The following is a 26524-nucleotide window of genomic DNA, read 5'->3' as shown; positions in this document are numbered from 1 at the left end:
AGAGGGGGAGTCCGCTCACAATAAGCGACGTGGAGCCACCCCGTTCGGCCCCTCTCCCCAACCCTCTCCCCAGAGGGGAGAGGGAGTAGTTTCACGCAAGCGCGATATCCGGCGCGTCCTCGGCCTTCATCCCGATCACGTTATAGCCGGCGTCGACATGGTGGATTTCGCCCGTCACGCCCGATGCGAGATCGGACAGCAGATAAAGCCCCGCCCCGCCGACATCCTCGATCGTCACATTGCGACGCAGTGGCGAGTTCAGCTCGTTCCACTTCAGGATGTAGCGGAAATCACCGATCCCGCTCGCCGCCAGCGTCTTGATCGGCCCGGCGGAGATCGCGTTGACGCGGATATTTTCCGGCCCGAGGTCCATCGCCAGATATTTGACGCTGGTTTCCAGCGCGGCCTTCGCGACGCCCATCACATTGTAATGCGGGATCACCTTTTCGGCGCCGTAATAGCTCAACGTCAGCAGGCTGCCGCCATTGGGCATCATCGGCCGCGCGCGCTGCGTCACCGCGACGAAGCTGTAGGCTGATATGTTCATGGTCATCTGGAAATTTTCGAGACTGGTGTCGACATAGCCGCCACGCAGCTCATTCTTGTCCGAATAGCCGATCGCGTGGACAACGAAGTCTATCGTCGGCCAGCGCGCCGCGAGCGTCGCGAAGGCGGTGTCCAGCGCTGCCATGTCCGATACGTCGCAATCGATCAGGAAATCTGATCCGAGCTGTTCGGCCAGCGGGCGCACGCGCTTCTCCAGCGCCTCGCCCTGAAAACTGAACGCGAGCTCCGCCCCCTGCGCAGAGAGCGCCTTGGCGATTCCCCAAGCGAGCGAGCGATCATTGGCGAGGCCCATGATGAGCCCCCGCTTTCCTTCCATCAGGCCAGTCATTCCAACTCCATCAGCCTTGTGACGCAGGCTCCTTTACCGCCGGTTGCGGCGTTTCCGCCAGTGCCGCGTTCAGGTTTGCGCCAATCACCAGTCCAAAACCGACAAACCAGAAGAAAAGCAACGTGATGATGACGCCGGCCAGGCTGCCATAGGTCAGGTCATATCCCCCCAGCAGGCCCAGCACCCGCGGCAGCAGGGTAGTGACAGCCATCCACCACAAAGCGGTGAATACCGCACCCGGCCATTTGGGGCACGGGGAATAGCGATATTTGGACGGCGTCAGTGAGAAGATCAGCCAATAGAGGGCAAGCCCCATCAGCAGCAGCGGCGCGAGGCGCGACACCTGCAACCACAAAGCTGCCTCGTCGGCGAAGGGCAGCAGCCGCGTAACGAATTCCTGCACCGCGACGAGCAGCACCTGCATCGAGAAGGCAACCAGCACCAGAATCACCGACACGACGATGATGCCGATCGAACCCAGCCGATAATGCCAGAACGCCTTGTTATAGGGCGTGCCATAGGCGCGGCGCAGAATATCTCGGATGGTCTCGATGAAACTCCCTACCGTCCACAGGCCGACGGCGGCCCCGAACCACAGGAGCGGCCCCGTCCGCGCCACCAGCACGTCGGCGATCGGCTTGCGGAGAAGTTCGGCGACGGTGGGCGGCAACGTCTCCAGAAAGGTCGCGACCGCCGCCAGCGTATCCGGCCCACGCCCGAAGGCCTGCGCCAGCGCGGCCAGCACGATGAAGAAGGGGAACAGCGTCAACAGCGCCAAATAGGCGATGTTGCCGGCATGGATGAAGCCGTCCGAATAGACACCGACAAGGACGCGCTTCGCGATTTCGAAGGGCCGCGTCCCCGGCCTGACGCGATCGAGATGCCTGTCCCAAACCCCACGCCGCTTGGCGCGTTCTTCCGGGGATTCGGGGGAGGCATCCTGCAAGTTTACGCCTTTCGCTACGCGACGATTGCGGTGCTAAACCCCCAGGGCGAGCCGCGGGTTGCGTCCCTTGCCCTTCCATCCCTCGATAAAGGCTTCAAGATCCGGATCGCCCAGCGGCACATCGACCTGCAAGGTGACGAGCTGGTTGCCGCGCGACCCATCCTTGCGGGTAAAGCCCTTGCCGCCCAGGCGGAGTATCTTGCCCGATGTCGCGCCCTTGGGGATGTTCAGCATCACCGGGCCGTCGACGGTGGGCACGCGCACCTTGCCGCCCAGCACCGCCTCGTCGATGGTGATCGGCAGGTTGAGCCCGACATCGTCGCCGTCGCGCGTGAAGAAGCGGTGCGGCTTGATCTCGATCGTCAGGATCGCGTCACCCGCGCCGCCGGGGCCTTGCTCGCCCTTGCCGCCCAGCCGCATCTGCGTGCCGTTTTCCAGCCCCGCCGGCAGCTTCACGTCGATCGTCTTGCCGTCAGACAGGGTGACGCGCTGCGCCTTCAGCCCGGCCGCCTCCTCGAACGGCACGGCCAGGCGGTAGGATATGTTCGCGCCCTTGGGCGGGGCACGCCGCGCGCCGCCGAACCCACCGAAGCCGCCGCCACCGCCCGGTCCGGCGCGCCCGCGCTGGCCGCCGAACAGCCCTTCGAAGATGTCGCCGAAGTCCGCGCCCTCGCCGCCGAAACCGCTGAACCCGCCGCCCGGCCCGCCGCGTCCGCCCGCGCCGCCAAAGCCGTTGCCGGCAAAGCCGCGGGGATGGCCCTGTTCGTCGATCTCGCCGCGATCATATTGGGCGCGCTTGTCCTTGTCGGACAACAGGTCATAGGCCGTCGTCAGCTCGGCAAAGCGATCGGCCGCGTCGGGCTTGTCCTTGTTGCGGTCGGGGTGAAGTTCCTTGGCGAGCTTGCGATATGCCTTCTTGATATCGGCATCGGTCGCACCGCGGGACACGCCCAGTTTCGAATATAGGTCGGCCATATCCATCCGTTACGCCGGTCGTGCGCCGGCACCAACTGTTGCTCAAATGCAACATAGCAGATGTGGGCTGTTGTAGAACAGCGCAAGCTAAAAAATGCTTCATTGGCCGGCACCAACGCCGCTCCGCCGGGTTTGAACCTGTCCAGACCGCGGAGATATGGATCTTGGCGCCCTTTTCCTGCCCCAATTGCCACAGGCTCCTGCATTTCGAGGCGCGGATCTGCCCCGGCTGCGATTTCACGCTCGGCTATGATCCCGCATCCGACGCCTTCCTGTTCCTGGCCGACGGCGCCACCACCTGGCGCGACGGTGAAGGCGCGAGCCACGATCTCGTCGTCTGCGCCAACAATGATGATCATGGCGTCTGCAACTGGCTGGTGCCCACTGGCGACGCCACGCCCTATTGCCGCGCCTGCCGGCACAATCGCACCATCCCCGATTTGACAGCACCCACCGTCCCCGAACGCTGGGGCAAGATCGAGGCCGCCAAGCGCCGCCTGTTCCACAGCCTGCTCCGCCTGCATCTGCCGCTGGAAAGCCTGGCGGAGGCCGCGGCGAGCGGCAGCGGGCTCGGCCTCGCCTTCGACTTCCTCTACGATCCCGCCGCGGAACAAAGCGGCACCCCCCAGGTGCTGACCGGCCATGAGGGCGGCGTCATCACGCTCAACCTCGTCGAGGCCGACGACGCCCAGCGCGAGCGCATCCGCGAACGCATGGGCGAACCCTATCGCACCCTCCTCGGCCATTTCCGCCACGAGGTCGGCCATCATTACTGGTCGCGGCTGGTGGAACCCGACGAGGCGGCGCTGGCCGAATTCCGCACCCTCTTCGGCGACGAGCGGGCCGATTATGCCGCGGCCATCGCCAACCATTACAATAGCGGCAAGGTGTGGACCGACGATTATGTCAGCTTCTACGCCACCTCCCACCCGTGGGAGGATTTCGCCGAGACCTTCGCGCACCTCCTCCACATCATCGATACGCTGGCGACATGCGGCGGGCTGGACATGCGGCTGGCGCCCTTCCCCGGCGAGGCGGGTGATCCCGCGGTCGATTTCGATCCCTATCGCGCCGATACCGAAACGCTGGCCGCGCGGATGCGCCCCTTTGCCTTCGCGCTCAACGCGCTCAACCGCAGCATGGGCCAGGCCGATCTCTACCCGTTCCACCTGTCGCCAGCGATTATTGCCAAGCTCGATTTCGTCAACCGCTGCGTGCAGGCGGGACGGGGCTAGTCTTCCACCGGCTCGACATCCACCTCGACGTCGATCTTCTGCGCCCCCTGACCCAGGAAGATGCCGTCGATCGGCGCCACATCGGCATAGTCGCGGCCGACCGCGGTGACGATATGGTCGCCGGCCATCGCGCAGGCATTGGTCGGGTCGAAGCCCAGCCAGCCGCGCTCCGGCCCGCACCACAGCATCACCCAGGCATGGGTGGCATCCGCCCCCACCAGCCGCGGCTTGCCGGGGGGCGGGATGGTCCGCAGATAGCCGCTGACATAGGCCGCGGGCAGGCCATGGCTGCGCAAGCCTGCGATCATCACCTGCGCGAAATCCTGGCAGACGCCGTGTCGGCCGCGAAACGCCTCGATCGGCGGGGTCTCGGTGACGGTGGCATTGCCGTCATAGCGGAACTCGTCACGGATGCGCCGCGCCAGCGCATAACCGGCCTCGACGATGCCGCGATCCGGCGCCAGTTCCGCCGCCGCCCATTCGGCGATCTCGGGCTCCAGCGCGATCAGTGGCGATGCGGCGAGATAATTGACCGGCCCCACCGACGACAGATCATTGGATGCTCGCGCCGCCGCGCCCACCGCGGCGATATCGGGGTCGTCCGCCAATATCTCCGGCGGCGTGCGGTTGACCCTCATCCGGAACCGGCTTTCGATCACGATCTCGTTCGTCGCCTGCTCCACCACCATCCGGACCAGATTGGCGCAATAGCCGCGCGGCGGCATCACGGTCAGGGTCGCGCGCGGGATAACGTTCAGGACATAGCCCTCGAGGTCCTGCCCCGCCCAGCGGATCGGCTCCAGCCGCAGATTGCAGCGCGAATAACGCATCGGATGGGCATAATGGAACCGCGTCCGGTGACTCACGTCGTAGAGCATCGTCATGCCAGGATCATGTGCGACGCGCGCAGCGTTTCGCTCCCTTGCAGGAAGTATCGCCGGCCGATCGCGTCGGACAGAGCGAGCAACCGGTTCTCCATCGCCATCACCGCGTTCGGCCCGAGTGCCTCCGCCTTGGCGAGCGCGACCAGCCCGCCCAGCTCGATTGCCAGCAACTGCTGCTCCTCCGCCATGCCATCGTCCCGCAAGGTCGGCAGCGCACCCAGATGGCGGCCGATCTTGTGCACCTGATAGGCCAGTGATCGCGGATTGAATGGGTCGAGCGCCACCAGGTCGCGCACCGGCGCCAATGACAAGCCGGCCATGTAACGCGCACGATAGCTGATCTGGCTGTCGGTCAGGTCGAGCAAGGTGCTGAGGTCGTCGGCAGACGCATCGTCCGCGGCGAAGTTGCGCAACAGCCGGCAGGCCAGGATGCCACGCTCGATCCGCCGGCCGGCATCGTGGAAGCGCCAGGCGGCCGTCCGCCCCATATTCTCGGCCGCCAGACCCGCGAGCGCCGAGAAGCGCTCTTGCAAGGCCGTCGCGCGATTGAGCAAAGCCGCGGCATCCTCGCCATGGCCAAGCGGCGCCGGCGCATCGAGCAGCCGCCACACATCCGCAGACAGCCGATCGCGGGTGCCCTCGCCGATCGACCGGACAGTTTCGAGCAGCCGGTGAACCGAGGCCGAACCTTTGCCATCGAGCGCGGCCAGCGCCAGCGTGCGGATATCGGCGTCGCGCGCCGCTTCTTCCTCATCCTTGGTTGAAACCGAAGCGCCGGAAGATATCAGCAGTCCTTTCAACCCCGCCATCGTGCCGGGCAGGCGTGCCGCGCCGCCATCCGCGTCGATCGTGCCACCCAAGGCTGCACGCACCAGCCGCAAGGTCGCTTCGCCGCGCTCCAGATAGCGGCCCAGCCAGAACAGATTGTCGGCTGCCCGGCTCGGCAAAGTGCCAGGATTGCGACGGATCGCCACCTTGGGCGGCATCAGTGAAACCTTGTCGACCGGCCGATCGGCGACGATGCAGACATCGGCGCTGAACGCCCCCTCGCCCATCACCGCCGCACGAATATCGTCCTGCCCGCCCAGCCGCGCGAAGCCGCCCGGCATGACGATCCACTGCCCATCCTGATCCCGTGCCGCGAACACGCGCAGGCTGAACGGGCGCGGCACCAATATATTGTCGGCGAGCGCCGGCATGGTCGAAAGCCGCACCACCTCCTGCCCAACATAATCATGCGGGCGTCGCGCTATCCCTTCGATCAACGCCGCCTTCGCCGCCGGGCCCAGTTCGGAACCCAGCATCGGCCGTCCCCGCGCAAGGCCGGGCGGCGCACCGCCAAAGGCCGGGGCGATCAGCAGATTGTCCAGATCCTGTTTGACGTAATCGCACTCATTGGGCTGCCCGCACCACCAGGTCGCGATATTGGGCAAGTGAAGCTGCTCGCCCGTCAGCCGCCGGGCCAGCGCCGGCAGAAAAGCGGAAAGGGCGGCGGATTCGATCACGCCGGCACCCGGCGCATTGGCGACGACGATATTGCCCGCAGCCATCGCGTCCATCAGGCCCGGCACGCCGATCGCCGACTGGGAATCGAACGCCAGCGGATCGATGAAGCGCGAATCCATCCGCCGCCACAGCGCATCGACGCGTTTCAGCCCCTCGATCGTGCGGACGAACACCTGATTCTCGCGCACGGCGAGATCCTCGCCCTCGACCAGCAGGAATCCCAGATAGCGCGCAAGATGCGCCTGTTCGGCATAGCTCTGGTTGTAACGGCCGGGCGTCAGCAGGCCGATGCGCGGGTCCGCCCGCTGGCAGATCGCCGCCATGCCGTCGCGAAAGGCGGAGAAGAAGCTTGCCTGCCGCCGGATGTTGAGGCGGTTGTAGAGCGTGCCCATCACCCGCGATGCGGCAATGCGATTTTCCAGCGCATAGCCCGCACCCGCTGGCGCGCGCGAATAATCCGACAGCACGCGCCATTCGCCGTCCGGCCCGCGGCCGAGATCGGCAGCATAGGTCTGCAAATGCCTGCCGCCGGCCAGCTTCACGCCCACCATGGTCCGCCAGAAATGCGGGCTGCCCGCTGCCAGCACCGCCGGCAGAGACCCATCTCGGAACAGGCTTTGCTCGCCGAAAATGTCGCCCAATATGGTTTCAAGCAGGTCGGCCCGCTGGGCGACGCCCCGCTCGATCCCGCGCCATTCATCGTCGCCGATCAGCAGCGGCATGGCGGAAAGCGGCCACGGCCGTTCCTGCGCCTCGCCGGGCAAGCGGAACGAAGTGCCGTTTTCGATCACCTGCCGGTTGATGCGATCCTGCAGCAGGTTGAGATTGCCGTCGGAAAGGCCGGCGATTCCTTCCAGCAACTGGCCCCACCACCGCGCGCCGCGCCCCGCGTCGCCGCGAAGCACGTCACCGCTGGTCGAACGGGGCAGATAGGATGCGATCCATCCCTCCCCCCAAGTCGGCAGGCCCGGCAGTTGCGCCATGATTCCCCTTCCCTCCGGCGCCTTATTCGGGCGGCGGCGTGCGAAGGTCCAGCGTCAATGGAAACTCCCCCGCTTTTTCCGCCTTGGGCATCTCCACCGCGCCGGGCGTATGGCCGTGCGCCTGGAAACGCGCCTTGCGCCGCGCCTCCGCCTCATATTCGTTGATCGGCGCCACATCGTAATGGCGGCCGCCGGGATGCGCGACGTGGTAGACGCAACCGCCCAGCGATCGCCCATTCCAGTGATCGAGCAGATCGAAGGTCAGCGGCGCATTGGCGGGCAGGCGCGGATGCAGGCAGTTGGCCGGCTCCCACGCCTTGTAACGCACGCCGCCTACCGCTTCGCCGGGCGTGCCGGTCGGCGCCATCGGCACGGCCCGGCCATTGACCGCCACGACATGCCGGCCCGCCACCAGTCCGGTCGCGCGCACCTGCAACCGCTCGGTCGAGCTGTCGACATAGCGCACCGTGCCGCCGATCGCCCCCGTCTCGCCCAGCACATGCCACGGCTCCAGCGCGTGCGCGATCTCCAGCGTCACGCCGCCCGCCGTCACGTCGCCATGCACCGGGAAACGGAACTGGCGCTGCGCCTCGAACCAGTCGGGGTCGAAGTCATAGCCGGCGCCGCGCAGGTCGTTCAGCACATCCGTGAAATCCGCCCATACGAAGTGCGGCAGCATGAAACGATCGTGCAGTGCCGTCCCCCAGCGGACGAAATCCCCCGTCTGCGGCTCGCGCCACAGCCAGGCGATGATCGCGCGCATCAGCAATTGCTGGGCGAGGCTCATCTTGGCATCGGGCGGCATCTCGAACCCACGGAACTCGACCAGGCCCAACCGTCCGGTCGGCCCGTCGGGCGAGAACAGCTTGTCGATGCAGATTTCGGTGCGGTGGGTATTGCCCGTCACGTCGACCAGCAGATTACGGAATAGCCGGTCGACCACCCAGGGCGCCGGCGGATCGCCCTCGCCCGGCATCGGCACCTGCGCCAGCGCGATCTCCAGCTCATACAGCCCGTCATGGCGCGCTTCGTCGATCCGCGGCGCCTGGCTGGTCGGGCCGATGAACAGGCCGGAAAACAGGTAGGACAGTGAGGGATGCCGCTGCCAATAGAGCACCAGGCTTTTCAGCAGGTCCGGCCGGCGGATGAACGGGCTGTCGTTCACGCTCGCTCCACCGAATACCAGATGGTTGCCGCCGCCCGTGCCCACCGAACGGCCATCGACCATGAACTTGTCCGCGGTCAGCCCGCATTCGCGCGCCGTCTGGTATAGCGTCTCGGTCAGATCCACCGCCTCGCGCCATGATCCCACGGGCTGCACATTCACCTCGATCACGCCGGGATCGGGCGTCACCTTCAGCACCTGCAGGCGCGGATCGGGCGGGGGCGCATAGCCTTCGATCCTGACGGGCAGCCGCATCGCCTCGGCCGTGGTCTCGATCTCGTCGATCAGTTCAAGATAATCTTCCAGCGCCTCGACTGGCGGCAGGAACACCGCGAGATAGCCGTCACGCGGCTCCACCGTGATGGCGGTTCTTACCGCTCCTTCGATCAGTTGCTGCTCGACGCGATCCTGCGCCGCATGGCCGGCTGCTTCGGTCACGCGCTCCAGCCGCTGCTCGCGATAATCGGGCAGCGGTTCGCGCGGCTCGGTCGTGTCGCGGGTGTGGATATAGGGATAGTCGGATGGCGGCACATAAGGCAGCGATCCCAGCGGCAGGCGATACCCCAGCGATGAATCGCCCGGCACCGCGAACAGCTTGCCGCGGCGCGTGCGCCATTGCTCGCTGCGCCAGGCCTTTCCCTGCCGGCGCGGGGTTCCCGGCTGCTGCGCCGCCTGCCAGCGCTGGATCGGCAGCACATGGCCTACGGGTTGCGCCAGCCCGCGCCCGAACGCCTTGATCATCCGCGCCCGCTCTTCCGGGTCCTCGATCTTGGGATCGGTGGGATCGGCATTGTCGGGCAGCGCGGCCTCCTTCACCGCCCATTCCAACCCATCCTCATAGGCCGGTTGGACATTATCCTCCCCGACGCCGAGACTTTCTGCTATCTTATTGATAAAGTTCGATGAATCCTGCAACGTCATGATCGTTTCGGTGCTGTCGCCTGCAATCAACCCGGCATCCCGCCAGATCGGCACACCATCCTTCCGCCAATAAAGCGAATAGCCCCAGCGCGGCAGACTTTCGCCGGGATACCATTTGCCCTGACCGTGATGGATCAACGCATTCAGTCTATACTTGTCTCTCAACCTGCGGATCAGCCGGTCGGCGAAGATCGCCTTGGTCGGCCCCACCGCATCGCTATTCCATTCCGGTGCCTCGCTATCCTCCACCGCAACGAAGGTCGGCTCACCCCCCGTCGTCAACCGGACATCTTGGGCGGCGAGATCGGCATCGACTCGCTCGCCCAGCGCATCCAGCGCCGCCCAGCGGCCCGGCGTAAAGGGCGCCGTAATCCGCACCGCCTCGGCGATCCGCTGCACCCCAACCTCGAACTCGAAGTCGACCTGCGCCTGCCCCATCACCACGCCCTCGATCGGCGTCGCCGATCGGTAGTGCGGGGTTGCAGCCAACGGGATATGCCCCTCGCCCGCGAACATCCCCGATGTCGCATCCAGCGCGACCCACCCTGCGCCGGGCACATAGGCCTCGGCCCAGGCATGCAGGTCGACGACATCCTGCTCCACGCCCTTCGGCCCATCGACTGGAACCACGTCAGGCCGGAGCTGGATCGAATAACCCGACACGAACCGCGCCGCGAAACCCAACCGTCGGAGCAACTGCACCATCAGCCACGCGCTGTCGCGGCAGGATCCGGTGCCGATCGCCAGCGTCTCTTCCGGCTCCTGCACGCCCGGCTCCAGCCGGATGATGTAGCCGACCTTCGCATTGACGGCCTGGTTCACCGCGACGAGGAAATCAATCGTGCTCATCCGGACATCGGCGAACTCCGCGACCAGCGCCTCGAAGCGATCGTCCTGCGGCTCGATGTCGAAATAAGCGGCAAGGTCGGCCTGCAGCGCCGGCGCATAAGTGAATGGCCGATGCTCGGCATAATCCTCGACGAAGAAGTCGAAGGGGTTGATCACCACCAGATCGGCGATCAGGTCCACCGTCACCGAAAACTCGTTGGTCGGCTCCGGGAAGACCAGCCGGGCCAGCCAGTTTCCGTGCGGATCCTGCTGCCAGTTTATGAAATGGGTTTCGGGCGTGATCCGCAGCGAATAATTGTTCACTTCCGTCCGGCTGTGCGGCGCCGGTCGCAGCCGGATCACCTGCGGCCCAAGCTGGACCGGGCAATCATACCGATAGGCGGTGACGTGGTGGACGGCAGCCTGGATCATAAGGCGAGTGGACCATATCCTCTTGTGCGGCGCAACATATTCCATCGCCGGCAGTTCTATCGCGCGGCGCGATGCGCTAAGGCTCCGCCATGACTGCCGATCCCTTTCCATTGTTCGATGCCTGGCTTGCCGATGCGGCCGCCAGTGAACCCAATGATCCAACCGCGATGGCGGTTGCATCGGTCGGACGAGACGGTCAGCCGTCGCTACGGATGGTGCTGCTCAAGGGGCATGATCAGCGCGGCTTCGTGTTCTACACCAACCTCGAAAGCCGCAAGGCGGAGGAGCTTTTCGCGACGCCGAAGGCTGCTCTGCTGTTTCACTGGAAATCGCTCCGCCGGCAGGTCCGCATCGAAGGGAGTGTTTCGCGCGTGAGCGATGCGGAAGGCGATGCCTATTTCGCCACCCGCAGCCGGGATTCGCAGCTCGGCGCCTGGGCGTCCGATCAGTCCCGCCCGCTGCCCGACCGCGCCACATTCGAAGCGCGGTATGACGCCGTGAGTGCACGGTTCGAAGGACAGGACGTGCCCCGCCCGCCGCACTGGTCCGGTTTTCGGGTGGCGCCCGAGCGCATCGAATTCTGGCAGGACCGTCCCCACCGATTGCACGAACGCCACGTCTATCTCCGCGATGGCGAGGGGTGGACGACCGGCATGCTCTACCCGTGATGGCGTCCGTCCCGCTGGCGCAGCGGGCCGCTTTGGCCAGCGTCGCGACGGCCTGCTTCTTGCTGGCGCTGAAGGGATATGCCGCCGCCGCGACAGGATCGGTGGCGATGCTCGGCTCGCTCGCGGATACCGCGCTCGATCTGGTCGCCTCGCTGGTGACTTTATGGGGAGTCAGGGTTGCCGCCACGCCGGCCGATGACAACCACCGCTTCGGCCACGGCAAGGCCGAGGCGCTGGCGGCCCTGTTTCAGGTCGCGCTGATCACGCTGTCGGCGGTCGGCATCGGCTGGCGCGCCATCAGCCGGCTGCTGGAAGGCGGCGGGGCGGCCAATGCCGAATATGGCATCGGCGTCTCAGTCATCGCGTTGGCCGCAACGGGGCTGCTGATCAGCTATCAGCGCCGCATCCTGCGCCAGACCGGCAGCATCGCAATCCGCGCCGACAATGTGCACTACCAGTCCGATCTGCTGCTCAACGGATCGGTGATCGCCGCCCTGATCCTCGATCAATATCTCGGCTTCAGCGGAGCGGATCCGGTGTTCGGCGTGCTGATCGCGCTCTGGCTCGCCTGGGGCGCATGGGGGTCGGCCGTTTCGGCGATCGACCAACTCATGGACAAGGAGTGGCCGGAGGATCGTCGCCAGCATTTCCTGACCGTCGCCGCCCGGCACCCGGAACTACGCGGCATCCACGATCTGCGCACCCGCACCAGCGGAACACGGGATTTCGTGCAGTTCCACGTCGACGTCGCGCCGGACATGACCGTGGCCGAGGCCCATCGGGTGATGGAGGAGGTAGAAGACCGCCTCGCGCAGGAATTTCCCGGCGTCGAGATTCTGATCCACCCCGATCCGCAAGGCTGGGTCCGCCACAGCCGGCCAGCGTCCTGACCGGCCTTAGTTGAGACTTTTCGACGCCTGCTCGAACACGTCCTTCGACAGGCCCGGAGTCGCGACGATGCGCTCCAACTCCGCCCGCATCAGCGCGGCTCTTGCTTCATCGAACCGCCGCCAGCGGCCGAGCGGCGGCACCAGCTTGGCCGCCGTCTGCGGATTGAGCTTGTCGACCGCCAGCACCATGTCCGCCAAGAAGCGGTAGCCGCGGCCCGATGCGTGGTTGAAGCCCTTCTGGTTGACCGAGAAGGCGCTCACCAGCGAGCGAATGCGGTTAGGGTTGGCGAGGGTGAAATCGGGATGCCTGGCCAGCGCCTCGACGGCCTCCGGCGTGTCATCACGCGAGGACAACGCCTGAGTCGTGAACCATTTGTCGATGACGAGACCGTTGTCGCGATAGCGATCGTAGAACATCTTGAGCGCTTCGTCCCGCTCAGCCCATAGGCTGTTGGCGAGCGTGCCGAGCGCGCCCTGCCGGTCGGTCATATTGTCGGCATCGCGGAACTGGCGGAAGGCGATGACCGGCGCATCCTCTGCCTCGCTGGCGGCCAGGTAGCCGAGCGACACCGTCTTCAGGCGGCGTAACCCCTTGGCCGCGGGATTATATTCGTAACGATTGGCATGGGTCTTGGCATAGGACGCCCGCCATTCGTCCTCCAGTTCCAGGCCGAGATCACGGCGCAGCGCTTCCCGCGCGAGATGAATCGCCATCGGATCGACCACCGGCATCTGATCGCCGATGAAGGATTCGCTCGGCAGCAGCACGGCTTCGGCAATGAAGGCGGCATCAAGCGCGGGATTGAGCAAGGTCTCCTGCACGGCCTCGATCACCGGGCCGTGGTCCGCTTCGCCCCGCGCAACCGCGCCGACCAGCGTATCCACCATCAACTGCTGCATCGCTTCATAGCGCGCGAAGGGATCGTCATCCTGCGCCGACAGGAAAGCGAGATCGGCCGGGGACCGATCCGCCAGCACAGTCACGGGTGCAGAAAAGCCACGGTTGATCGACAGGACCGGCCGTTCGCCGATGCCTTCGAACAGGATTTCCTGATGCGCATCCTCCAGCATCACCAGCCGCTCGCCGCCGAATATCTGGCCGGTCACCTCACCATAAAGCGCGACGCGCAGCGGAATCGGCATCGGCTTCTTCGCCGGCTGGCCGGGGGTCGATGGCACGTCCTGCTCGAGCGTCAGGCGCGCCTGGCCGCCAGCCGGCTCATGCACCAGAGAGGCTTTCACCTTCGGCGTGCCAGCCTGAGAATACCACAGCCGGAACTGCGTCAGATCAACGCCGGACGCATCCTCCATCGCGACGACAAAATCCTCGCAGGTCACCGCCTGCCCGTCATGCCGGTCGAAATAGAGGTCGGACCCTTTGCGGAAATTCTCCGGCCCCAGGATCGTCTGGAGCATACGCACCACTTCGGCGCCCTTGCTGTAGACGGTGGCCGTGTAGAAGTTCGAGATTTCCATATAGGATTCGGGCCGGATCGGGTGTGCCAGCGGGCCGGCATCCTCCGGGAATTGCGATGCGCGCAGCCCCCGCACATCCTCGATCCGCTTGACCGCGGCCGAGCCTTGATCAGCCGAGAAACTCTGGTCGCGGAAGACGGTGAAGCCTTCCTTCAGCGAGAGCTGGAACCAATCGCGGCAGGTGACGCGATTGCCCGACCAGTTGTGGAAATATTCGTGTGCGACGACGCCCGCCACGCCGTCATAATCCATGTCGGTCGCGGTATCGGGGTCGGCCAACACATAACGCGAATTGAAGATGTTGAGGCTCTTATTCTCCATCGCGCCGAAATTGAAATCGGCAACCGCGACGATGTTGAATTCGCCCAGATCATATTCGCGGCCATAAACCTTCTCGTCCCACGCCATCGACGCCTTCAGCGCCGCCATGGCATGTTCGGTCCGCGGCAGATCGTCCGGCGTGACCCAGATGGCGAGTTCCACCTCCTTGCCCGATCGCGTGGCGAAGCTGTCGCGATTGGCCACAAGGTTCGCCGCCACCAACGCGAACAGATAGGTCGGCTTGAAAAAGGGGTCGCGCCATTGCGCCCAGTGCCGCCCGTCCGACAGATCGCCGCCATCCACATGATCGCCATTGGACAGCAGCACGGGGAAGCGCGCCTTGTCCGCCTCCATCCGCACGAGATAGCGGCTCAGAACGTCGGGTCGATCGGGAAAGAAGGTGATGCGGCGGAAGCCTTCGGGCTCGCATTGCGAGCAGAGCATGCCGCCCGACGCATAGAGCCCCATGAGCTGGGAATTCTTCTCCGGTGCGATTTCGACCTCGGTCTCGATCACATGTTCGTCGCCGGGCAGGTCGATCAGCAGCGCCGAACCGTCCATGCGCCACGCATCGGCCTGGGCCTCACCATCGATCCGCACGGCTATCGGGGTCAGCCCGTCGCCGTCGAGCTTGAGCGGGTGGTTATGACCGCCGTTGCGCGTCACGCTAAGCCGCGAGCGAACTAGGGTTTTTGTCGGGTCGAGGATGAAATCCAGTTCCACATCGGGAACCAGCCAATCCGGCGGACGATAATCTTCGCGGCGGATGACGGGCGGCGGCGCCGCGGCGGATGTCTGGACGTCGAGCATGGTCACAGGTTTACGCTCCCGACTCAGCGGATGCCAGTGCGATAAGAGTATCTTGGTCGCGTCGACACATCTACAGGCCGGGCATGTCCTCGCTCCTGATCTTCGGCCCCGGCTATACCGCGAGCATCATCGGGGCTCGTCTGCGCGAACGCGGATGGCAGGTGGCCGCGATCACACGCGACCGCATCGACGACGCTGCGGTCGAGATCGCGTCGGTGACGCACATCCTCTCTTCCGTACCCCCCACGGACAGCACCGATCCCGTACTCGATCGCTATTTCGATCGGCTGGCCGTGGCTCCGGCGCGCTGGATCGGCTATCTCTCCTCGACCGGTGTATACGGCGATGCCGGGGGCGCTTGGGTGGATGAAGCCGCCCCGATCGGTCACGGCCGCAGATCCGCCCGCACCGCAGCCGATGCACGCTGGCTCTCGCTGCCGCAAGCGCGAGCCTTCCGCCTTCCTGGCATCTATGGGCCCGGTCGCTCGCCGCTTGAACGGGTGCGGGAGGGGAAGGCCCATCGCATCGATCTGCCGGGCCAGCTGTTCAGCCGTATCCATGTCGATGACATCGCCGCCGCCGTGATCGCCAGCATGGAGCGCGGCCCGCCCGGCGCCTACAATATCGGCGACGATATGCCGACGAGCCAGAATTCCGTTATCGAATATGCCTGCGATCTGCTCGGGATCGCCCCGCCGCCGCTGCAATCGCTCGACGACGCGGCGCTATCGCCGGCGGCGCGCGCTTTTTATTCGGAGAACCGTCGCGTCGCAAACGGCAAGGCGAAGCGGTTGCTCGGCTGGCAGCCGCTCTACCCGGATTATCGCGCCGGGCTGCGCGCCCTGAGCGCGATCACCAGCCCCGCAAGCGTCAACAACCCGCCGCAGGCCGCAAGCACGCTCCAGCGATAGCCTTCGAACACGGTCGAAAGCGCCATCGCCAGCACCGGGATCACCACGCTCGAATAGGCCGCCCTTGCGGGCCCGATCTGGCGGACCACGCCGAAATAAAGCGGGAAGGTGAGCGCCGATCCCACCACGCCGAGATAGAGGATACCCGCGGCATAAGCGGGCCGCGGATCGAAGCTCGGCGGCCCGACCGTGATGAGTGCCCACAAGGCATTGAGCGTCGCACCGATCGCCATGGCCCAGGCAAGCACGCTCACCATCGGCTGGCGTTTCGCTATTTCCGTCGCCTGGACGACATTGGCGGTTGATGCGCACAGCACGCCGAGCAGGGTGAAGCCAATGCCCATTGCCACCGCGCCATGCCCCGCCGGCCCGGCCGCGAGTTCATGAATGAACAAAAGCGAGATTCCGAGCCCCGCGACCACCGATCCCGCGACAAACCGCCACGAAAGCCCCTGCCCCAGAAAGATCTTTCCGAAAACCGCATTGGGCACGAGCAGTAGCGCAAATACCACGGCCACCAGCCCCGACGTCACATAATGTTCGGCGCGATAGACGAAGTTGAAGTTGAGCACGAACTGGGTGACGGCGACAATCACCGCCATGAACCACCCCTCGCGCGTCAGCCGCAGGGTCTGGCGGGCGACAAGCGCATAGAGCATCATCGCGATCGCGCCTGCAGCAAAGCGGTAGGCAACCGACCAGGTGGGCGGCACGACCGCAAGCTGATCGCGGATGACCAGCCACGTCGAGCTCCAAATCAGCGTGACCACCGCCAGCGGCACGAACACGCGCGCCTGGGCAGCTCGGCTCAGCGGTGGCTCGCTCACAGCGCGGCTATCGCGGCGGCGAGGGCTTCGACCTCGTGATCCGCCTGGCTCCAGCTCGTGACGAAACGCGCTTCGCCGGGGCCCCAATCATAGAAATCGAAGCCCCGGGCGCGAAGCCGCGCCGCCTCCTCCGTTGTCAGGTGCAAGAAGATCTCGTTCGCCTGCACCGGATGGACCAGACGGCCAACCGCGGCTTGCGCAATCCGGGCAGCCGCCTGATTGGCTGCCCGGCCGTTGGCCAGCCACAGATCGTCCGCCAGCAGCGCGTGAATCTGCGCGGCGAGATAGCGGCCCTTCGACAGCAGATGCCCGGCCCGCTTGCGCCGGATCGCCACATCCGCTGCCAGCTCAGGCTTGAAGAAGATCAGCGCCTCGGCCGACATGCCGCCATTCTTGACGAAGCCGAAGCTCAGCGCATCGATGCCCGCACGCCAGGTCAGTTCCGCGGGCGAGCAGCCGAGATGGGCGACGGCATTGGCGAAGCGGGCGCCGTCCATGTGCAGGCCAAGGCCGCGCTGACGGGCGAACGCGCCGATCGCGGCAACCTCGTCGGGCGAATAGACGAGCCCATATTCGGTGGCGTTGGTGATCGAGATCGCCGCAGGCTGGACGCGATGAACATCATTGGCGATCAGATCGATGACCGCCGCGATCGCATCGGGCGTGAGCTTCGCGCCCTCGCCTTCTACCGCCATCAGCTTGGCGCCGTGCGTGAAGAATTCGGGGGCGCCGGCCTCGTCATTGTTGATATGTGCGTCGCGGTGGCAGACCACCCCGCGCCAGGGCGGGCACAAAGCGCCGAGCGCCAGCGAATTGGCGGCAGTTCCCGTCGCCACCCACAGCGCCGCAACCCGCGTTCCGAACAGATCCGAAAAGGCATCATCAAGCCGCCGGCTCAGAGCATCGCCATCATAAGCGGTGTCGACCGTGTTGGCGCTGGCAATCGCTGCCAGCACAGCATCTGACACCGGGGCGGCATTGTCGGAAAAGAAGCGCATGGGCCAAGCCTTTCGGCGGAGAGCGGCCGCGGGTCAATCAGGCAAGCGCCATCAATGCGATTTTGCTATCGAAGTTAGCAGCATATTGACGATTTTACGGTTTACAGGCGCAGGGGCGCGCAACTTGTTGTGACGCAGTTCATGATAGACCAGGGATCGATGGGCGCACTACCTCAAGAAAGCCATTACTGTTCGGCAACGACCCTGTTTGCCGATATCGGGAAGATGCTCGCCGATAACGGCCTAGAGCCGTCGCCGGCCAATTACGAACTCATCCACCGCTATTTCACGGCGGACGACGCGCAGCTCATCACCGCTGTCGATGATGCGATCCGCCAATATGGCACGCTGACCCAGGCCATGGCGGCGACAATCGCCGCCCAGCGCCGCACCGATATTTCCGCGGTCGAGCTGAGCCGAATGGCGGACGATGCCCAGCGCCGCCTGCAATCGATCAGTGCCATCGCCGATCGCTCCGGCCGTGAGGCACAGGAATATGGCGACGCGCTGGCCCGCAACGTCTCCTCGCTGGAGGCCGAGCCGCGGAGCGATGCAATCATTGCGCTGATGGACCTTACGCGTTCGATGATCGAGAAGACGCGGAGCGCCAGCGACGAGCTGCGTCGCGCTTCGGAACAGGTCTCGATCCTGCGCAACAGCCTGGCCGAAGCCCGCAAGACCGCGGAGACTGATGCGCTGACCGGCCTGCCCAATCGCCGCGCGCTCGACCTCAGGATGCGGCTCGCCTTCGATGCCGCGCGGGCGCGGGGCACACCTCTTGCGCTCGCGATTTGCGACATCGACGCGTTCAAGGCGGTCAACGACCAGCATGGCCATCAGCTTGGCGACAAGGTCATCAAGTTCATGGCCGGCGCATTGTCGCGCAATGCATCGGAGAATCTCTATGTCGCGCGCTATGGCGGCGAGGAGTTCGTGATGCTGTTCGAAGACACCACCCCGGAGGCAGCCGCGGAGCATATCGACAGCATTCGTGCCGAGATCGCGGCCCGCGAATTCAAGGTCGCGGAAACCGGCCGTCCGATCGGGCGCCTGACCTTTTCCGCAGGGATTGCCGCGATGGATGGGCGAAAGGGTCCGTCTGCAACGCTGAAGAGTGCGGACGCCGCGCTCTACCGTGCGAAACGCGATGGCCGGAACTGCGTGCGGATCGCCGACTAAAAGAAAACAAGGTTAATCGGTCTTTAGGTAAAATCGCTCTATAAGTCCTTCAAGGGGGCCGCCCACGGCGGCGCAGCTTGGGGGATCAGATGACCGCAGAGGCCGTTGCACTTGGGATGGAGCCGGCAACGCCGGCGAAATATGACCGTCGTCATGGCCGCTATCGCGTGTTGCTGTCCGCGCGGCTGCATTCGCCGCTGGGCGCGTCGACCGCGGTGCTGCTCGACATCTCCGAAGGCGGCGCGCTGGTATCCTGCCCCGCCCCGATCGCGCAGGGAACGCATGTCGTGCTGACCCGGGGGCATATGCAGGTGCATGGCAGGGTGGCGCGTGTCGAGGGCCGGCGGCTGGGCGTCGAGTTCGATGCGCCGATCGATTCCCGGTTGGTCGCCGATGTGGTGACGCCGATCGCGCGCTGGGCGAACTGAACACGACTTTGAAGAACGCAATGCTACGAACAAGCCGCCATCATAGGGTGATGGCGGCTGTCGTCGTTGATCGAGGTTTATAGTCGAGTTTAGACTAAGTAAGGGGCGTGATATTTCGAATTATATATATAAGTTATTGTAATAACATTATTATCCTGTTGGAATAGTGACCAAGGGCGCGTTGGCACCGCTGCTGGTGTCGTTGAGCGACAAGAGCATCTGCGCGATCAGGAACATCCGCTTCGAGCCGGCGTCATCACCCGCGATCCAAAACCAGCGGTTGCGATAGCGTACCCCGACATGCGCATCGGCGGGCCTCTGCGCGCCATTGTGAACCTGGATGAGCGAGTGGGTAACGCCGGTATCCGCGGCGGGCGGGACGGCGCGGCCGCCGCGATCCTCCCCCGGAACCTCCACCCCCTGCGCCATTTCCGAGAAGATCTCGAACATAGAACGGGTGCCGATGGCGAGCTGATCGGGCGCGGTCTGCGCCGCACCGAAGGCGATGCCGAACTCGCCGCGGCCGTCGGTCGGCAGATGCAGGATGCGGATGAGATAAGCGAGGTCGGCGCGTTCCTCGGCCGTGAGCGAGGGCGACAGGCGCGCCGCGGCGGTGAAGCGCGATTCCGGCCCGCGTTCGACATGCATCACCACCCCGCCGCTGCGCTGGAGCCTGGACAGCACCTCGATCATCTTCTGAAATTCGGGATCGGCATTGTGCGCGAACAGTGGATCGCGCCCGCCATTGGTGACGCCGTTGATCGACCGCACCGCGAGCCGGAACAGCAGATCCGCCGACCACCCAGATTCGATCATGCCGAGCAAGGCAGCCGGCGAGATCGGCGAAAGCAGGCTGCGGGCAAAACGATCACCGGCCAGCGGCGTATAGGTGATCGTCGGCGTTTCGCGCAGCAGCACGCTGGCCCCGACGCTGCCATCCGCATCACCCGGCGGCGGGCCAAGCTCCACATCCGCCCGCGCCGATCCTTCGCGCGTATATTGGCTGATGACCGAGCTGACTTCGAGGAACAGAGGCGCATCGCCATAGCGCATGGCGACGATGTTCAGCAGCAATTGTTCCTTGTTGGTTTCCCGCAGATGATTGGAATAATCCGAGCGATCTATGCCCATACGGCCAGGGCCGATGCTGGCGCAACCAGCCAAGGCGAATGCCCCGACGCCGAGCGCCATTACCCCCCATCTAGCGGAAAAGATCGGCATATCTGCTTGCCCTCCCCTTCATGACGGCGGCAAGGCCGTGCAGGAATGTCGCGCAGTGCCGAGGCCATGGAAAGCCCCTTTTCGCCGGTTTTCCAGACGTTCGGCAGACGTGTTGCCGTGTGATCGCAGCTTACGGGTTTTCCCTAATGTCGGCCCGCGTCGCGACAGGCTATGATAGCGTGGCTTTTGGGGTGAAGGGGCTGCCGACAATAGAAGTGACGCGCCGACCGGGATCACCGTCCCGACCTGCGCTGGCGCGATCCAGACCATGCTTTCCGGACCGGCGGATACGTACATCCGCAAGGCCCGGTCAGGGCCCCGGACCCCACCCCCCTGGTCCGGGGCCCGCTCATTTCCGGGATCGGACACGCTTCCTTGTGTAGTTATCCCAGCAAAAGCTGGGATCGCCCTGGATCAAACGCGACGCCCCAGGATCTCAACCGTCTTCACCTTCCCAGCTTTCGCTGGGATGACGACAAGATGCCTGCGTCCGCAACGCCGCCGTCGCCGGCTCCCGATTTACGCCCCGTCTAGGGAAAAATCCCGCCCTGAATAGGCATTCCTCCCGATGGTTCTTCTCCGCGTCCGGGGCTTGAATGGGCACACCGGGCGACCTGTCGGTCGCGCCGCAGAGGAGGAAGAGATGCGCCCAGTAGGAGGCATGATCGCAGCGGTCTGTTGCACCGCCTTGCTTGGCATGGGCGGCGCCGCGATGGCGCAAACCGCCAAGCCGGCCACGACGCCCGCCGCAAAGCCGGCCGCTGCGCCCGCGGCGACGCCCGCCCAGGTGATACCGCCCGAAGTGAAGGCGCAGCTCGACCGCATGGGCAATGCCTTGCGCGCGCTGACCGCCTTCACCGTCAAATCCGACGTGACGACCGAGGATGTTCTGGAAAACAACCAGAAGCTGCAGACCAGCGCCCAGATCACCATGGACGTGCGGCGGCCGAACCGGATGTTGATCAGCGTGGATTCGCTGCGCAAGCAGCGGAAGATCTATTACGACGGCAAGCAACTCACCATCTACGGCCCCAAGAACGGCTATTATGGCACTGTCGACGCGCCGGGCACGATCGGCGAGGTGATCAAGGTCGCGCAGGAGCGCTATGGCCTGGATACGCCGCTGGCCGACCTTTTCGAATGGGGCACGCCCGCCTTCCAGGTCAGCCGCATCAAGGGCGCGCTTTCGGTCGGCCCCGACCGGATCAACGGCAAGGAATGCGAGCAATTCGCCTTCCGCCAGGACGGCGCCGACTGGCAGTTGTGGATCGACAAGGGCGAATCTGCCTTGCCCTGCAAGCTCGTCATCATCAACACCGACGATGAGGCCCAGCCACAGACCTCCGCCGTGTTCGACTGGTCAACCAATATGCAGCTGACCGACGCCCAGTTCACCTTCGCGCCGCCGGCCGAAGCCAAGCGGATCGTGGTGGGCCAGGTGCCGGTGGCCGCGACACCGGGAGCGACGAAATGAGCGCGAGACAATCCATAGGATGGGTCGCGGGCGCGATTCTGTTTGCGTCCAGCCCAATGCCGGTGATGCCGGCTCATGCGGCACCGGCCGAACTGACGGCAGCCGGGACCGAACTTGCCTTTGCCGGCCGCCCGCGCGGCGGCGGCGGTGGCGGACGAGCGCGTAGCGGCGGCGGCGGCGGCGGACGGGCCGCAAGCCGGCCGAGCGGCGGCGCGCGCGCAGGCGGCGGCGGATTTTCCAGCCGGCCCCAAGCCTCCAATCGCGCGGTCAGCGGCCGTGCCAGCGGGATGCAGGTGCGCGATTCGTCGCGCATGAGCGTCAATGGCGGCAGCCGTGGCGGGCAGCAGATGGCCGGACGCGCGAGCCAGCCGACAGCGGGACGTGCGGGCCAACAGGGCGCCGGCCGCGCCAACCAGCAGGCGGCGGGACGGACAAATCAGCAGGTCGCCAACCGCGGCAATGCCGGCACGCGTGACACGGCGCGCGATCGCGACACCGTGCGGGACCGCGAGACCAATCGCAATCGCGACACCAACCGCAACGTCAACCGCAACACCAACGTCAATGTGAATGGCGGCGGATATTATGGCGGCGGCGGCTGCTGCTATGGCGGCGACTGGGACGATGATTTCGGCGCGGGCCTGTTCGTGGGCGGCATGACCGGCATGGTCGTGGGCGCCGCGATCGCCGACGACGATGATGACGAGGTGCACACCACCACGGTCGTTACCGCGCCACCCGCCAACTGCGCACCGGTAGCCGTGAACGGCATCACCTATCAGCAGTGCGGATCGACCTGGTACCAGCCGCAATATTCCGGCAGCACCATGCAATATGTGACGGTGCCCGCGCCTTATTGATCGCTGGACGAACAGAATACCCCCCGACTGGCCGGCATCTTGCCGGCCGATTTTTTTGGGGAGGGAGCGCCGGCCTTAGACCGGTGGTGGAGGCGTAAAGCGCGCGCTATGCCCCTCCACCACCCCGCGGGTGGTCCCCCTCCCCGAGACAAGCTCGCGGAGGATCTGAAATGCCCGCTCCCCCGACTTTCCGGTCGTTCTCGAGCCTGCGGCGGGGTCCCGATTCCGGACTCGCGGGGATCAGGCGACCAAAACACGGCCGCCATGGCCGGAACGTCGGGCGAGAATGGCTCTCACCATTTGCGACGGCGAAGGAGGAGAGCAACGGCCCTTCTGCCGCCCGCCAAAGCCTGTCATAAGTCCGCGCCCACCGATGGAGACCGCAAATGGGCGACCTCACTCTCACCACCTTCGACTGGGTTCCCGAGATGCCGCGGGGTTATGTGCGCGATCTTCGGGTGCGGTGGGCGCTGGAGGAAGCGGGGCTGCCCTATCGCATCGCGAGCGTGCCGTTCGCCGACCGCAAAACCGATCACTTCGCGCATCAGCCCTTCGGCCAGGTGCCGTGGCTGACCGACGGGGATCTTTCGATCTTCGAAAGCGGGGCGATCCTGCTGCATCTGGGGGAACGGAGCGAAATATTGCTGCCGGGCGATCCGCGTCAGCGCAGCGAGGCGCTGGAATGGCTGTTCGCGGCGCTCAATTCGGTCGAGATGGCGAGCCTGCCATGGGGAATCCTGATATTTTCCGGCGAGAATGGCGATACGGGGGCGTGGCGGATTCTGGACGCCTTTCTGAAGGAGCACAGGCTGAAGCATCTGGAGCCGGTGGTAGCGAAGCGCGAATGGCTGGCCGGCCGCTTCTCGCTGGCCGATATCGCGATGGCCGATGTGCTGCGGCTGGTGGACCGGTTCGACGGGCTGGCGGATTATCCCGCCTGCCGCGACTATATGGCGCGCGCCACGGCCCGCCCCGCCTTCGTGAAGGCGCTTGCCGACCAGATGGCGCATTTCGCGGCGGGCGACGCCAACCGCTGACCCGTCAGCGCCCGCGCGCCTGATCGAGCTTCTCGGCGATTTCCTTGCCGATATCGTGCGCGACCGCCTTCACCGTATCGACGGTGGAGAGCGTGGCGGGAATGTCCATCGCGCTGGGCGACTTGCGGCGGATCGCGGCGACCAGCACCTCGCCGCTTTTCGCATCCGACAGAGTGACCGCGAACAGCAACGAGCCGGTGTAGCTGCCGGGCTTGCCCTTCAGTTCCTTGTAAGCGTTCATCGCCATGCCGAAGGGGAGCACGCGGGTGGCCGTCGCCACCCCGGTCTTGGTCGCCTCGGCACCCAGCAGCGTGATCTTGAGGCGTAGCGTGCCGGGGCCGGCGGCCCTGGCGATCTCCATCTTCTTGGCGACCTCTTCCTGCACGCTTTGGGTGACGAGCTGGGCGAACTTGGCCTGATCGGCCGCATTCACATCCTCGAACTGCGCGTCCTTGCCATGATAGATGGCGGTCGGATCGATGATGATCTTGTCATAGCTTTTCAGGTTCAGGCCGTCCTTCCGATAGGTCCAGGATTCCTTGCCGGCGTCGGGCTTCATCTTGGCCGCGCCGGGAACGGCGGCCGGCGGCTGCGCGGCCAGGGCCGGCAGCGGCAGGACGAGCAGAGCGGCAATCAGGATCGAGGATTTCATCGCGGCCTCCCGCAACCGAAAGCATGATCGGGACATCATCGGCCCGCGAAGCGCGCGGCGCCATTGGGGATAACCCCGGCACGGCAAGCAAATCTTCCCGGTGCAGCATGCTCTAGGGATTATGCGCCGCCAATCTCCCGGATTCACCCGATAGGCGCCGCCATAAGGCGAGGTTACCGTCCCTGGACACATCTGTCGCGCGCAGAGGAGAGGAAATTGGCCCTATTCCGGGTGCCCCGATGGCCGCTCATTTTCTCCGCCGCGATGGTGTTCGCCACGCCGGCGCTGGCGGATCAGGTGAATTCGTCGATCGAAGAGATGCATGACAATTCGAAGGCGGGGCATGGACTGGCCAAGGGCAGCGATTTGCTGATCGTGCCGATCCCGCTGTCCAACCCGACATTGGGGACCGGCCTGTCGGTGGCAGGCGTGCTGTTCTACAATCCCAACAAGGCGCCCGAACCGTGGATCAGCGGCGTCGGCGCGATGAAGACCAGCAATGGCAGCTGGGCCGCGGCCGCCTTCCACGACATGTCGCTGGCGGACGACAGGTTCCGGATCATCGCCTTTGGCGGCTATGGCGACATCAATGTCGATTTCTTCGGCATCGGCCCTGGCGCGGGCGACCGCGGCGTATCGGTGAAGCTCGATCAGGAGGGGATTGCCGGGCTGCTCCAGGGGCAGATGCGGGTCGCCAAGCATTTCTATGCCGGCGCGCGGTTCCAGTTCCTCGATCTGAAATCCACGGTGATGCGGCAAAATCCGGCTTTTCCAGACCTCGAGCTGCCGCCCGTCCAGGGGAAGAGCACGACAGCGCAGATCGGCCCCTCGCTCAGCTATGACAGCCGCGACAATTCACTGAATCCGGTCAATGGCGAGTTGCTGACGATGCAGTGGATGTTCAACGCCAAGGCGCTGGGATCGGACTTCACCAGCGACAAGATGACGGCGGCGGCAAATGTCTATCGGGCAGCGGGCGAAGGCGGGGTGCTGGCGCTGCACGCATCCTTGTGCGCGGCGTCCAAGGGATCGCCCTTCTACGACCTCTGCCTCTACGGCCAGTCGAACGACCTGCGCGGCTATGAGGCCGGGCGCTATCGCGACCGGGCGAGCTGGACCGTGCAATATGAGGTGCGCCAGAAACTGTCCGGCCGGTTCGGCGCGGTCGCCTTCGCCGGCGTCGGCGGGGTGGCGTCGAGCTTGAGCGATATCGGCAATTCGAAGTTCCTGCCCGCCGCGGGCGTCGGCCTGCGCTATCGCCCGTCGCGCGAAACCAACGTCAATCTGCGGCTGGATTATGCGGTCGGCAAGGATAGCGACGCGATCTATTTCGCGATTGCCGAAGCCTTCTGATCAAGCCTGGACGATATTGTTGCGGACCGCGTAGCGGACGAGCTCTGCGGTGGTGCGGAGCTTGAGCTTGTGCATCGATGCCGCGCGGTGGGTTTCCACCGTCTTGACGCTGATGCTCAATATCTCGCTGATTTCCTTGTTGATCTTGCCTTCCGCAATCAGCTGGACGACCTCGCGCTCGCGCTGGGTGAGCGTCGTCGCATTGGCGGCATGATCGGATTCGAGGAAGCGATCGAGCAGGGTTTCGGAAATGGCGCCCGAGAAATAGGGCTTGTGGATCGCCAGCGCGTCGATCGCGGCGATCAGGTGGCGGCCGGTGTCGGACTTCAGCACATAGCCCCGCGCGCCGGCGCGCAGCACTTCCAGGATCACATCCTCGCGATCGTGCATAGTATAGACCAGCACCTCGATCTTGGGATTGTCGCGCTTGAGGCGGCGGGTGAGATCGAGCCCGTTCAGCACCGGCAGCGAATAATCGACGATCGCGATATCGGGATTGCATTCCCGCGCGAGATCGAGCGCGGTCTGCCCGTCCGATGCCTCGGCGACGACATGCCAGTCGGCCCGGTTTTCGAGGAAGGTGCGGACGCCACGGCGCATCACCTCATGGTCGTCGGCGATCAGGATGCGGCGCTGGGGCGACATGGCC

At 65.2% G+C, this 26524-nt stretch carries 22 protein-coding genes; 10 read left to right on the top strand and 12 right to left on the bottom strand.

Going from position 1 to position 26524, the window contains the following annotated elements; translation table 11 throughout:
- Positions 1-91: 91 nt before the first annotated feature.
- Genes fabI through ACFB49_RS24520 form a run of 3 tightly spaced genes read right to left on the bottom strand, consistent with a single transcriptional unit; the run spans position 92 to position 2816 of the window.
- Entirely contained in the window at positions 92-895 is an 804-nt protein-coding gene (gene fabI, locus ACFB49_RS24530) for an enoyl-ACP reductase FabI (protein WP_380874553.1), read from the bottom strand.
- 10 nt (positions 896-905) lie between these two features.
- Positions 906-1841: a YihY/virulence factor BrkB family protein gene (locus tag ACFB49_RS24525; protein ID WP_380874552.1), complete on the bottom strand. Its 936-nt coding sequence runs from the start codon at positions 1839-1841 to the stop codon at positions 906-908.
- A 33-nt stretch (positions 1842-1874) separates the two neighbouring features.
- A complete protein-coding gene (locus ACFB49_RS24520) occupies positions 1875-2816 on the bottom strand; it encodes a DnaJ C-terminal domain-containing protein (RefSeq protein ID WP_380874551.1) in 942 nt (313 codons plus the stop codon).
- Between the two features lie 164 nt (positions 2817-2980).
- Here ACFB49_RS24520 and ACFB49_RS24515 point away from each other — a divergent pair, with 164 nt between their 5' ends.
- On the top strand, positions 2981-4051 hold the full coding sequence (locus ACFB49_RS24515) for a putative zinc-binding metallopeptidase (RefSeq protein ID WP_380874549.1): 1071 nt from the start codon (positions 2981-2983) through the stop codon (positions 4049-4051).
- Here ACFB49_RS24515 and ACFB49_RS24510 read toward each other — a convergent pair.
- The 3 genes from ACFB49_RS24510 to ACFB49_RS24500 are packed head-to-tail and all read right to left on the bottom strand — an operon-like array spanning position 4048 to position 10770.
- Complete coding sequence (locus ACFB49_RS24510) at positions 4048-4929, bottom strand: transglutaminase domain-containing protein (protein ID WP_380880113.1); 882 nt, start codon at positions 4927-4929, stop codon at positions 4048-4050. The two genes, ACFB49_RS24515 and ACFB49_RS24510, sit on opposite strands and share 4 nt — an antisense overlap.
- Positions 4930-4931: 2 nt before the next feature.
- On the bottom strand, positions 4932-7424 hold the full coding sequence (locus ACFB49_RS24505) for a circularly permuted type 2 ATP-grasp protein (RefSeq protein ID WP_380874547.1): 2493 nt from the start codon (positions 7422-7424) through the stop codon (positions 4932-4934).
- A gap of 22 nt (positions 7425-7446) precedes the next feature.
- Positions 7447-10770, bottom strand: coding sequence for a DUF2126 domain-containing protein (locus tag ACFB49_RS24500; RefSeq protein WP_380874546.1), 3324 nt, complete (start codon positions 10768-10770; stop codon positions 7447-7449).
- A gap of 89 nt (positions 10771-10859) precedes the next feature.
- Here ACFB49_RS24500 and pdxH point away from each other — a divergent pair, with 89 nt between their 5' ends.
- Positions 10860-11438 carry a pyridoxamine 5'-phosphate oxidase gene (gene pdxH, locus ACFB49_RS24495; protein ID WP_380874545.1) on the top strand — a complete coding sequence of 193 codons (579 nt, stop codon included), beginning with the start codon at positions 10860-10862 and terminating at the stop codon, positions 11436-11438.
- A complete protein-coding gene (locus ACFB49_RS24490; RefSeq protein ID WP_380880111.1) occupies positions 11438-12328 on the top strand; it encodes a cation diffusion facilitator family transporter in 891 nt (296 codons plus the stop codon). Before pdxH ends, ACFB49_RS24490 begins: the two co-directional genes overlap by 1 nt.
- A 6-nt stretch (positions 12329-12334) precedes the next feature.
- Here the strand turns inward: ACFB49_RS24490 and pepN are convergent, their stop codons facing one another.
- On the bottom strand, positions 12335-14935 hold the full coding sequence (gene pepN / locus ACFB49_RS24485) for an aminopeptidase N (RefSeq protein WP_380880109.1): 2601 nt from the start codon (positions 14933-14935) through the stop codon (positions 12335-12337).
- 83 nt (positions 14936-15018) lie between these two features.
- Between pepN and ACFB49_RS24480 the strand changes: the two genes are divergently transcribed.
- Positions 15019-15846 carry an SDR family NAD(P)-dependent oxidoreductase gene (locus tag ACFB49_RS24480; RefSeq protein WP_380874544.1) on the top strand — a complete coding sequence of 276 codons (828 nt, stop codon included), beginning with the start codon at positions 15019-15021 and terminating at the stop codon, positions 15844-15846.
- Here the strand turns inward: ACFB49_RS24480 and ACFB49_RS24475 are convergent.
- Together ACFB49_RS24475 and ACFB49_RS24470 are read right to left on the bottom strand one after the other, a co-directional pair.
- Positions 15756-16673, bottom strand: a complete 918-nt coding sequence (locus ACFB49_RS24475; protein WP_380874543.1) for a DMT family transporter — start codon at positions 16671-16673, stop codon at positions 15756-15758. The two genes, ACFB49_RS24480 and ACFB49_RS24475, sit on opposite strands and share 91 nt — an antisense overlap.
- On the bottom strand, positions 16670-17671 hold the full coding sequence (locus tag ACFB49_RS24470; protein WP_380874542.1) for a threonine aldolase family protein: 1002 nt from the start codon (positions 17669-17671) through the stop codon (positions 16670-16672). The genes ACFB49_RS24475 and ACFB49_RS24470 overlap by 4 nt, the downstream gene beginning before the upstream one ends.
- A 129-nt stretch (positions 17672-17800) precedes the next feature.
- On the opposite strand from ACFB49_RS24470, the gene ACFB49_RS24465 reads away from it, so the two are divergent.
- Positions 17801-18850 carry a GGDEF domain-containing protein gene (locus tag ACFB49_RS24465; protein ID WP_380874541.1) on the top strand — a complete coding sequence of 350 codons (1050 nt, stop codon included), beginning with the start codon at positions 17801-17803 and terminating at the stop codon, positions 18848-18850.
- An 89-nt stretch (positions 18851-18939) separates the two neighbouring features.
- Positions 18940-19278, top strand: a complete 339-nt coding sequence (locus ACFB49_RS24460; protein ID WP_380874539.1) for a PilZ domain-containing protein — start codon at positions 18940-18942, stop codon at positions 19276-19278.
- A 150-nt stretch (positions 19279-19428) separates the two neighbouring features.
- Here ACFB49_RS24460 and ACFB49_RS24455 read toward each other — a convergent pair whose 3' ends face one another.
- Complete coding sequence (locus ACFB49_RS24455) at positions 19429-20499, bottom strand: hypothetical protein (protein WP_380874538.1); 1071 nt, start codon at positions 20497-20499, stop codon at positions 19429-19431.
- A gap of 643 nt (positions 20500-21142) precedes the next feature.
- On the opposite strand from ACFB49_RS24455, the gene ACFB49_RS24450 reads away from it, so the two are divergent.
- The 3 genes from ACFB49_RS24450 to ACFB49_RS24440 all read left to right on the top strand — a co-directional run bounded on the left by ACFB49_RS24450 (position 21143) and on the right by ACFB49_RS24440 (position 23870).
- Positions 21143-21973, top strand: a complete 831-nt coding sequence (locus tag ACFB49_RS24450) for a DUF2092 domain-containing protein (protein WP_380874537.1) — start codon at positions 21143-21145, stop codon at positions 21971-21973.
- Positions 21970-22833: a hypothetical protein gene (locus ACFB49_RS24445; RefSeq protein WP_380874535.1), complete on the top strand. Its 864-nt coding sequence runs from the start codon at positions 21970-21972 to the stop codon at positions 22831-22833. The genes ACFB49_RS24450 and ACFB49_RS24445 overlap by 4 nt, the downstream gene beginning before the upstream one ends.
- A 386-nt stretch (positions 22834-23219) precedes the next feature.
- Complete coding sequence (locus tag ACFB49_RS24440) at positions 23220-23870, top strand: glutathione S-transferase family protein (protein WP_380874534.1); 651 nt, start codon at positions 23220-23222, stop codon at positions 23868-23870.
- A gap of 4 nt (positions 23871-23874) precedes the next feature.
- On the opposite strand, the gene ACFB49_RS24435 is transcribed toward ACFB49_RS24440, so the two are convergent.
- On the bottom strand, positions 23875-24522 hold the full coding sequence (locus tag ACFB49_RS24435; RefSeq protein ID WP_380874533.1) for a DUF3313 domain-containing protein: 648 nt from the start codon (positions 24520-24522) through the stop codon (positions 23875-23877).
- Positions 24523-24738: 216 nt separating this feature from the next.
- On the opposite strand from ACFB49_RS24435, the gene ACFB49_RS24430 reads away from it, so the two are divergent.
- Entirely contained in the window at positions 24739-25875 is a 1137-nt protein-coding gene (locus tag ACFB49_RS24430; RefSeq protein WP_380874531.1) for a BamA/TamA family outer membrane protein, read from the top strand.
- Here the strand turns inward: ACFB49_RS24430 and ACFB49_RS24425 are convergent, their stop codons facing one another.
- The gene (locus ACFB49_RS24425; RefSeq protein ID WP_380874530.1) at positions 25876-26520 is read right to left on the bottom strand and encodes a response regulator; all 645 of its coding nucleotides are present in this window, start codon (positions 26518-26520) and stop codon (positions 25876-25878) included.
- Between the last annotated feature and the right edge of the window lie 4 nt (positions 26521-26524).

This window comes from Sphingomonas sp. DBB INV C78 (assembly GCF_042693015.1).
Taxonomy (GTDB): Bacteria; Pseudomonadota; Alphaproteobacteria; order Sphingomonadales; family Sphingomonadaceae; genus Sphingomonas_E.
This window is presented reverse-complemented; position numbering and strand designations above follow the sequence as displayed.

Excerpts from the sequence above, each read along its gene's own strand:
- ACFB49_RS24445 (WP_380874535.1), top strand. The coding sequence starts at position 21,970 with ATGAGCGCGAGACAATCCATAGGATGGGTCGCGGGCGCGATTCTGTTT.
- ACFB49_RS24480 (WP_380874544.1), top strand. The coding sequence starts at position 15,019 with ATGTCCTCGCTCCTGATCTTCGGCCCCGGCTATACCGCGAGCATCATC.
- pepN (WP_380880109.1), bottom strand. The coding sequence starts at position 14,935 with ATGCTCGACGTCCAGACATCCGCCGCGGCGCCGCCGCCCGTCATCCGC.
- ACFB49_RS24470 (WP_380874542.1), bottom strand. The coding sequence starts at position 17,671 with ATGCGCTTCTTTTCCGACAATGCCGCCCCGGTGTCAGATGCTGTGCTG.
- ACFB49_RS24460 (WP_380874539.1), top strand. The coding sequence starts at position 18,940 with ATGACCGCAGAGGCCGTTGCACTTGGGATGGAGCCGGCAACGCCGGCG.
- ACFB49_RS24500 (WP_380874546.1), bottom strand. The coding sequence starts at position 10,770 with ATGATCCAGGCTGCCGTCCACCACGTCACCGCCTATCGGTATGATTGC.
- ACFB49_RS24490 (WP_380880111.1), top strand. The coding sequence starts at position 11,438 with ATGGCGTCCGTCCCGCTGGCGCAGCGGGCCGCTTTGGCCAGCGTCGCG.
- pdxH (WP_380874545.1), top strand. The coding sequence starts at position 10,860 with ATGACTGCCGATCCCTTTCCATTGTTCGATGCCTGGCTTGCCGATGCG.
- fabI (WP_380874553.1), bottom strand. The coding sequence starts at position 895 with ATGACTGGCCTGATGGAAGGAAAGCGGGGGCTCATCATGGGCCTCGCC.
- ACFB49_RS24510 (WP_380880113.1), bottom strand. The coding sequence starts at position 4,929 with ATGCTCTACGACGTGAGTCACCGGACGCGGTTCCATTATGCCCATCCG.
- ACFB49_RS24425 (WP_380874530.1), bottom strand. The coding sequence starts at position 26,520 with ATGTCGCCCCAGCGCCGCATCCTGATCGCCGACGACCATGAGGTGATG.
- ACFB49_RS24455 (WP_380874538.1), bottom strand. The coding sequence starts at position 20,499 with ATGCCGATCTTTTCCGCTAGATGGGGGGTAATGGCGCTCGGCGTCGGG.
- ACFB49_RS24435 (WP_380874533.1), bottom strand. The coding sequence starts at position 24,522 with ATGAAATCCTCGATCCTGATTGCCGCTCTGCTCGTCCTGCCGCTGCCG.
- ACFB49_RS24505 (WP_380874547.1), bottom strand. The coding sequence starts at position 7,424 with ATGGCGCAACTGCCGGGCCTGCCGACTTGGGGGGAGGGATGGATCGCA.
- ACFB49_RS24520 (WP_380874551.1), bottom strand. The coding sequence starts at position 2,816 with ATGGCCGACCTATATTCGAAACTGGGCGTGTCCCGCGGTGCGACCGAT.
- ACFB49_RS24450 (WP_380874537.1), top strand. The coding sequence starts at position 21,143 with ATGCGCCCAGTAGGAGGCATGATCGCAGCGGTCTGTTGCACCGCCTTG.
- ACFB49_RS24440 (WP_380874534.1), top strand. The coding sequence starts at position 23,220 with ATGGGCGACCTCACTCTCACCACCTTCGACTGGGTTCCCGAGATGCCG.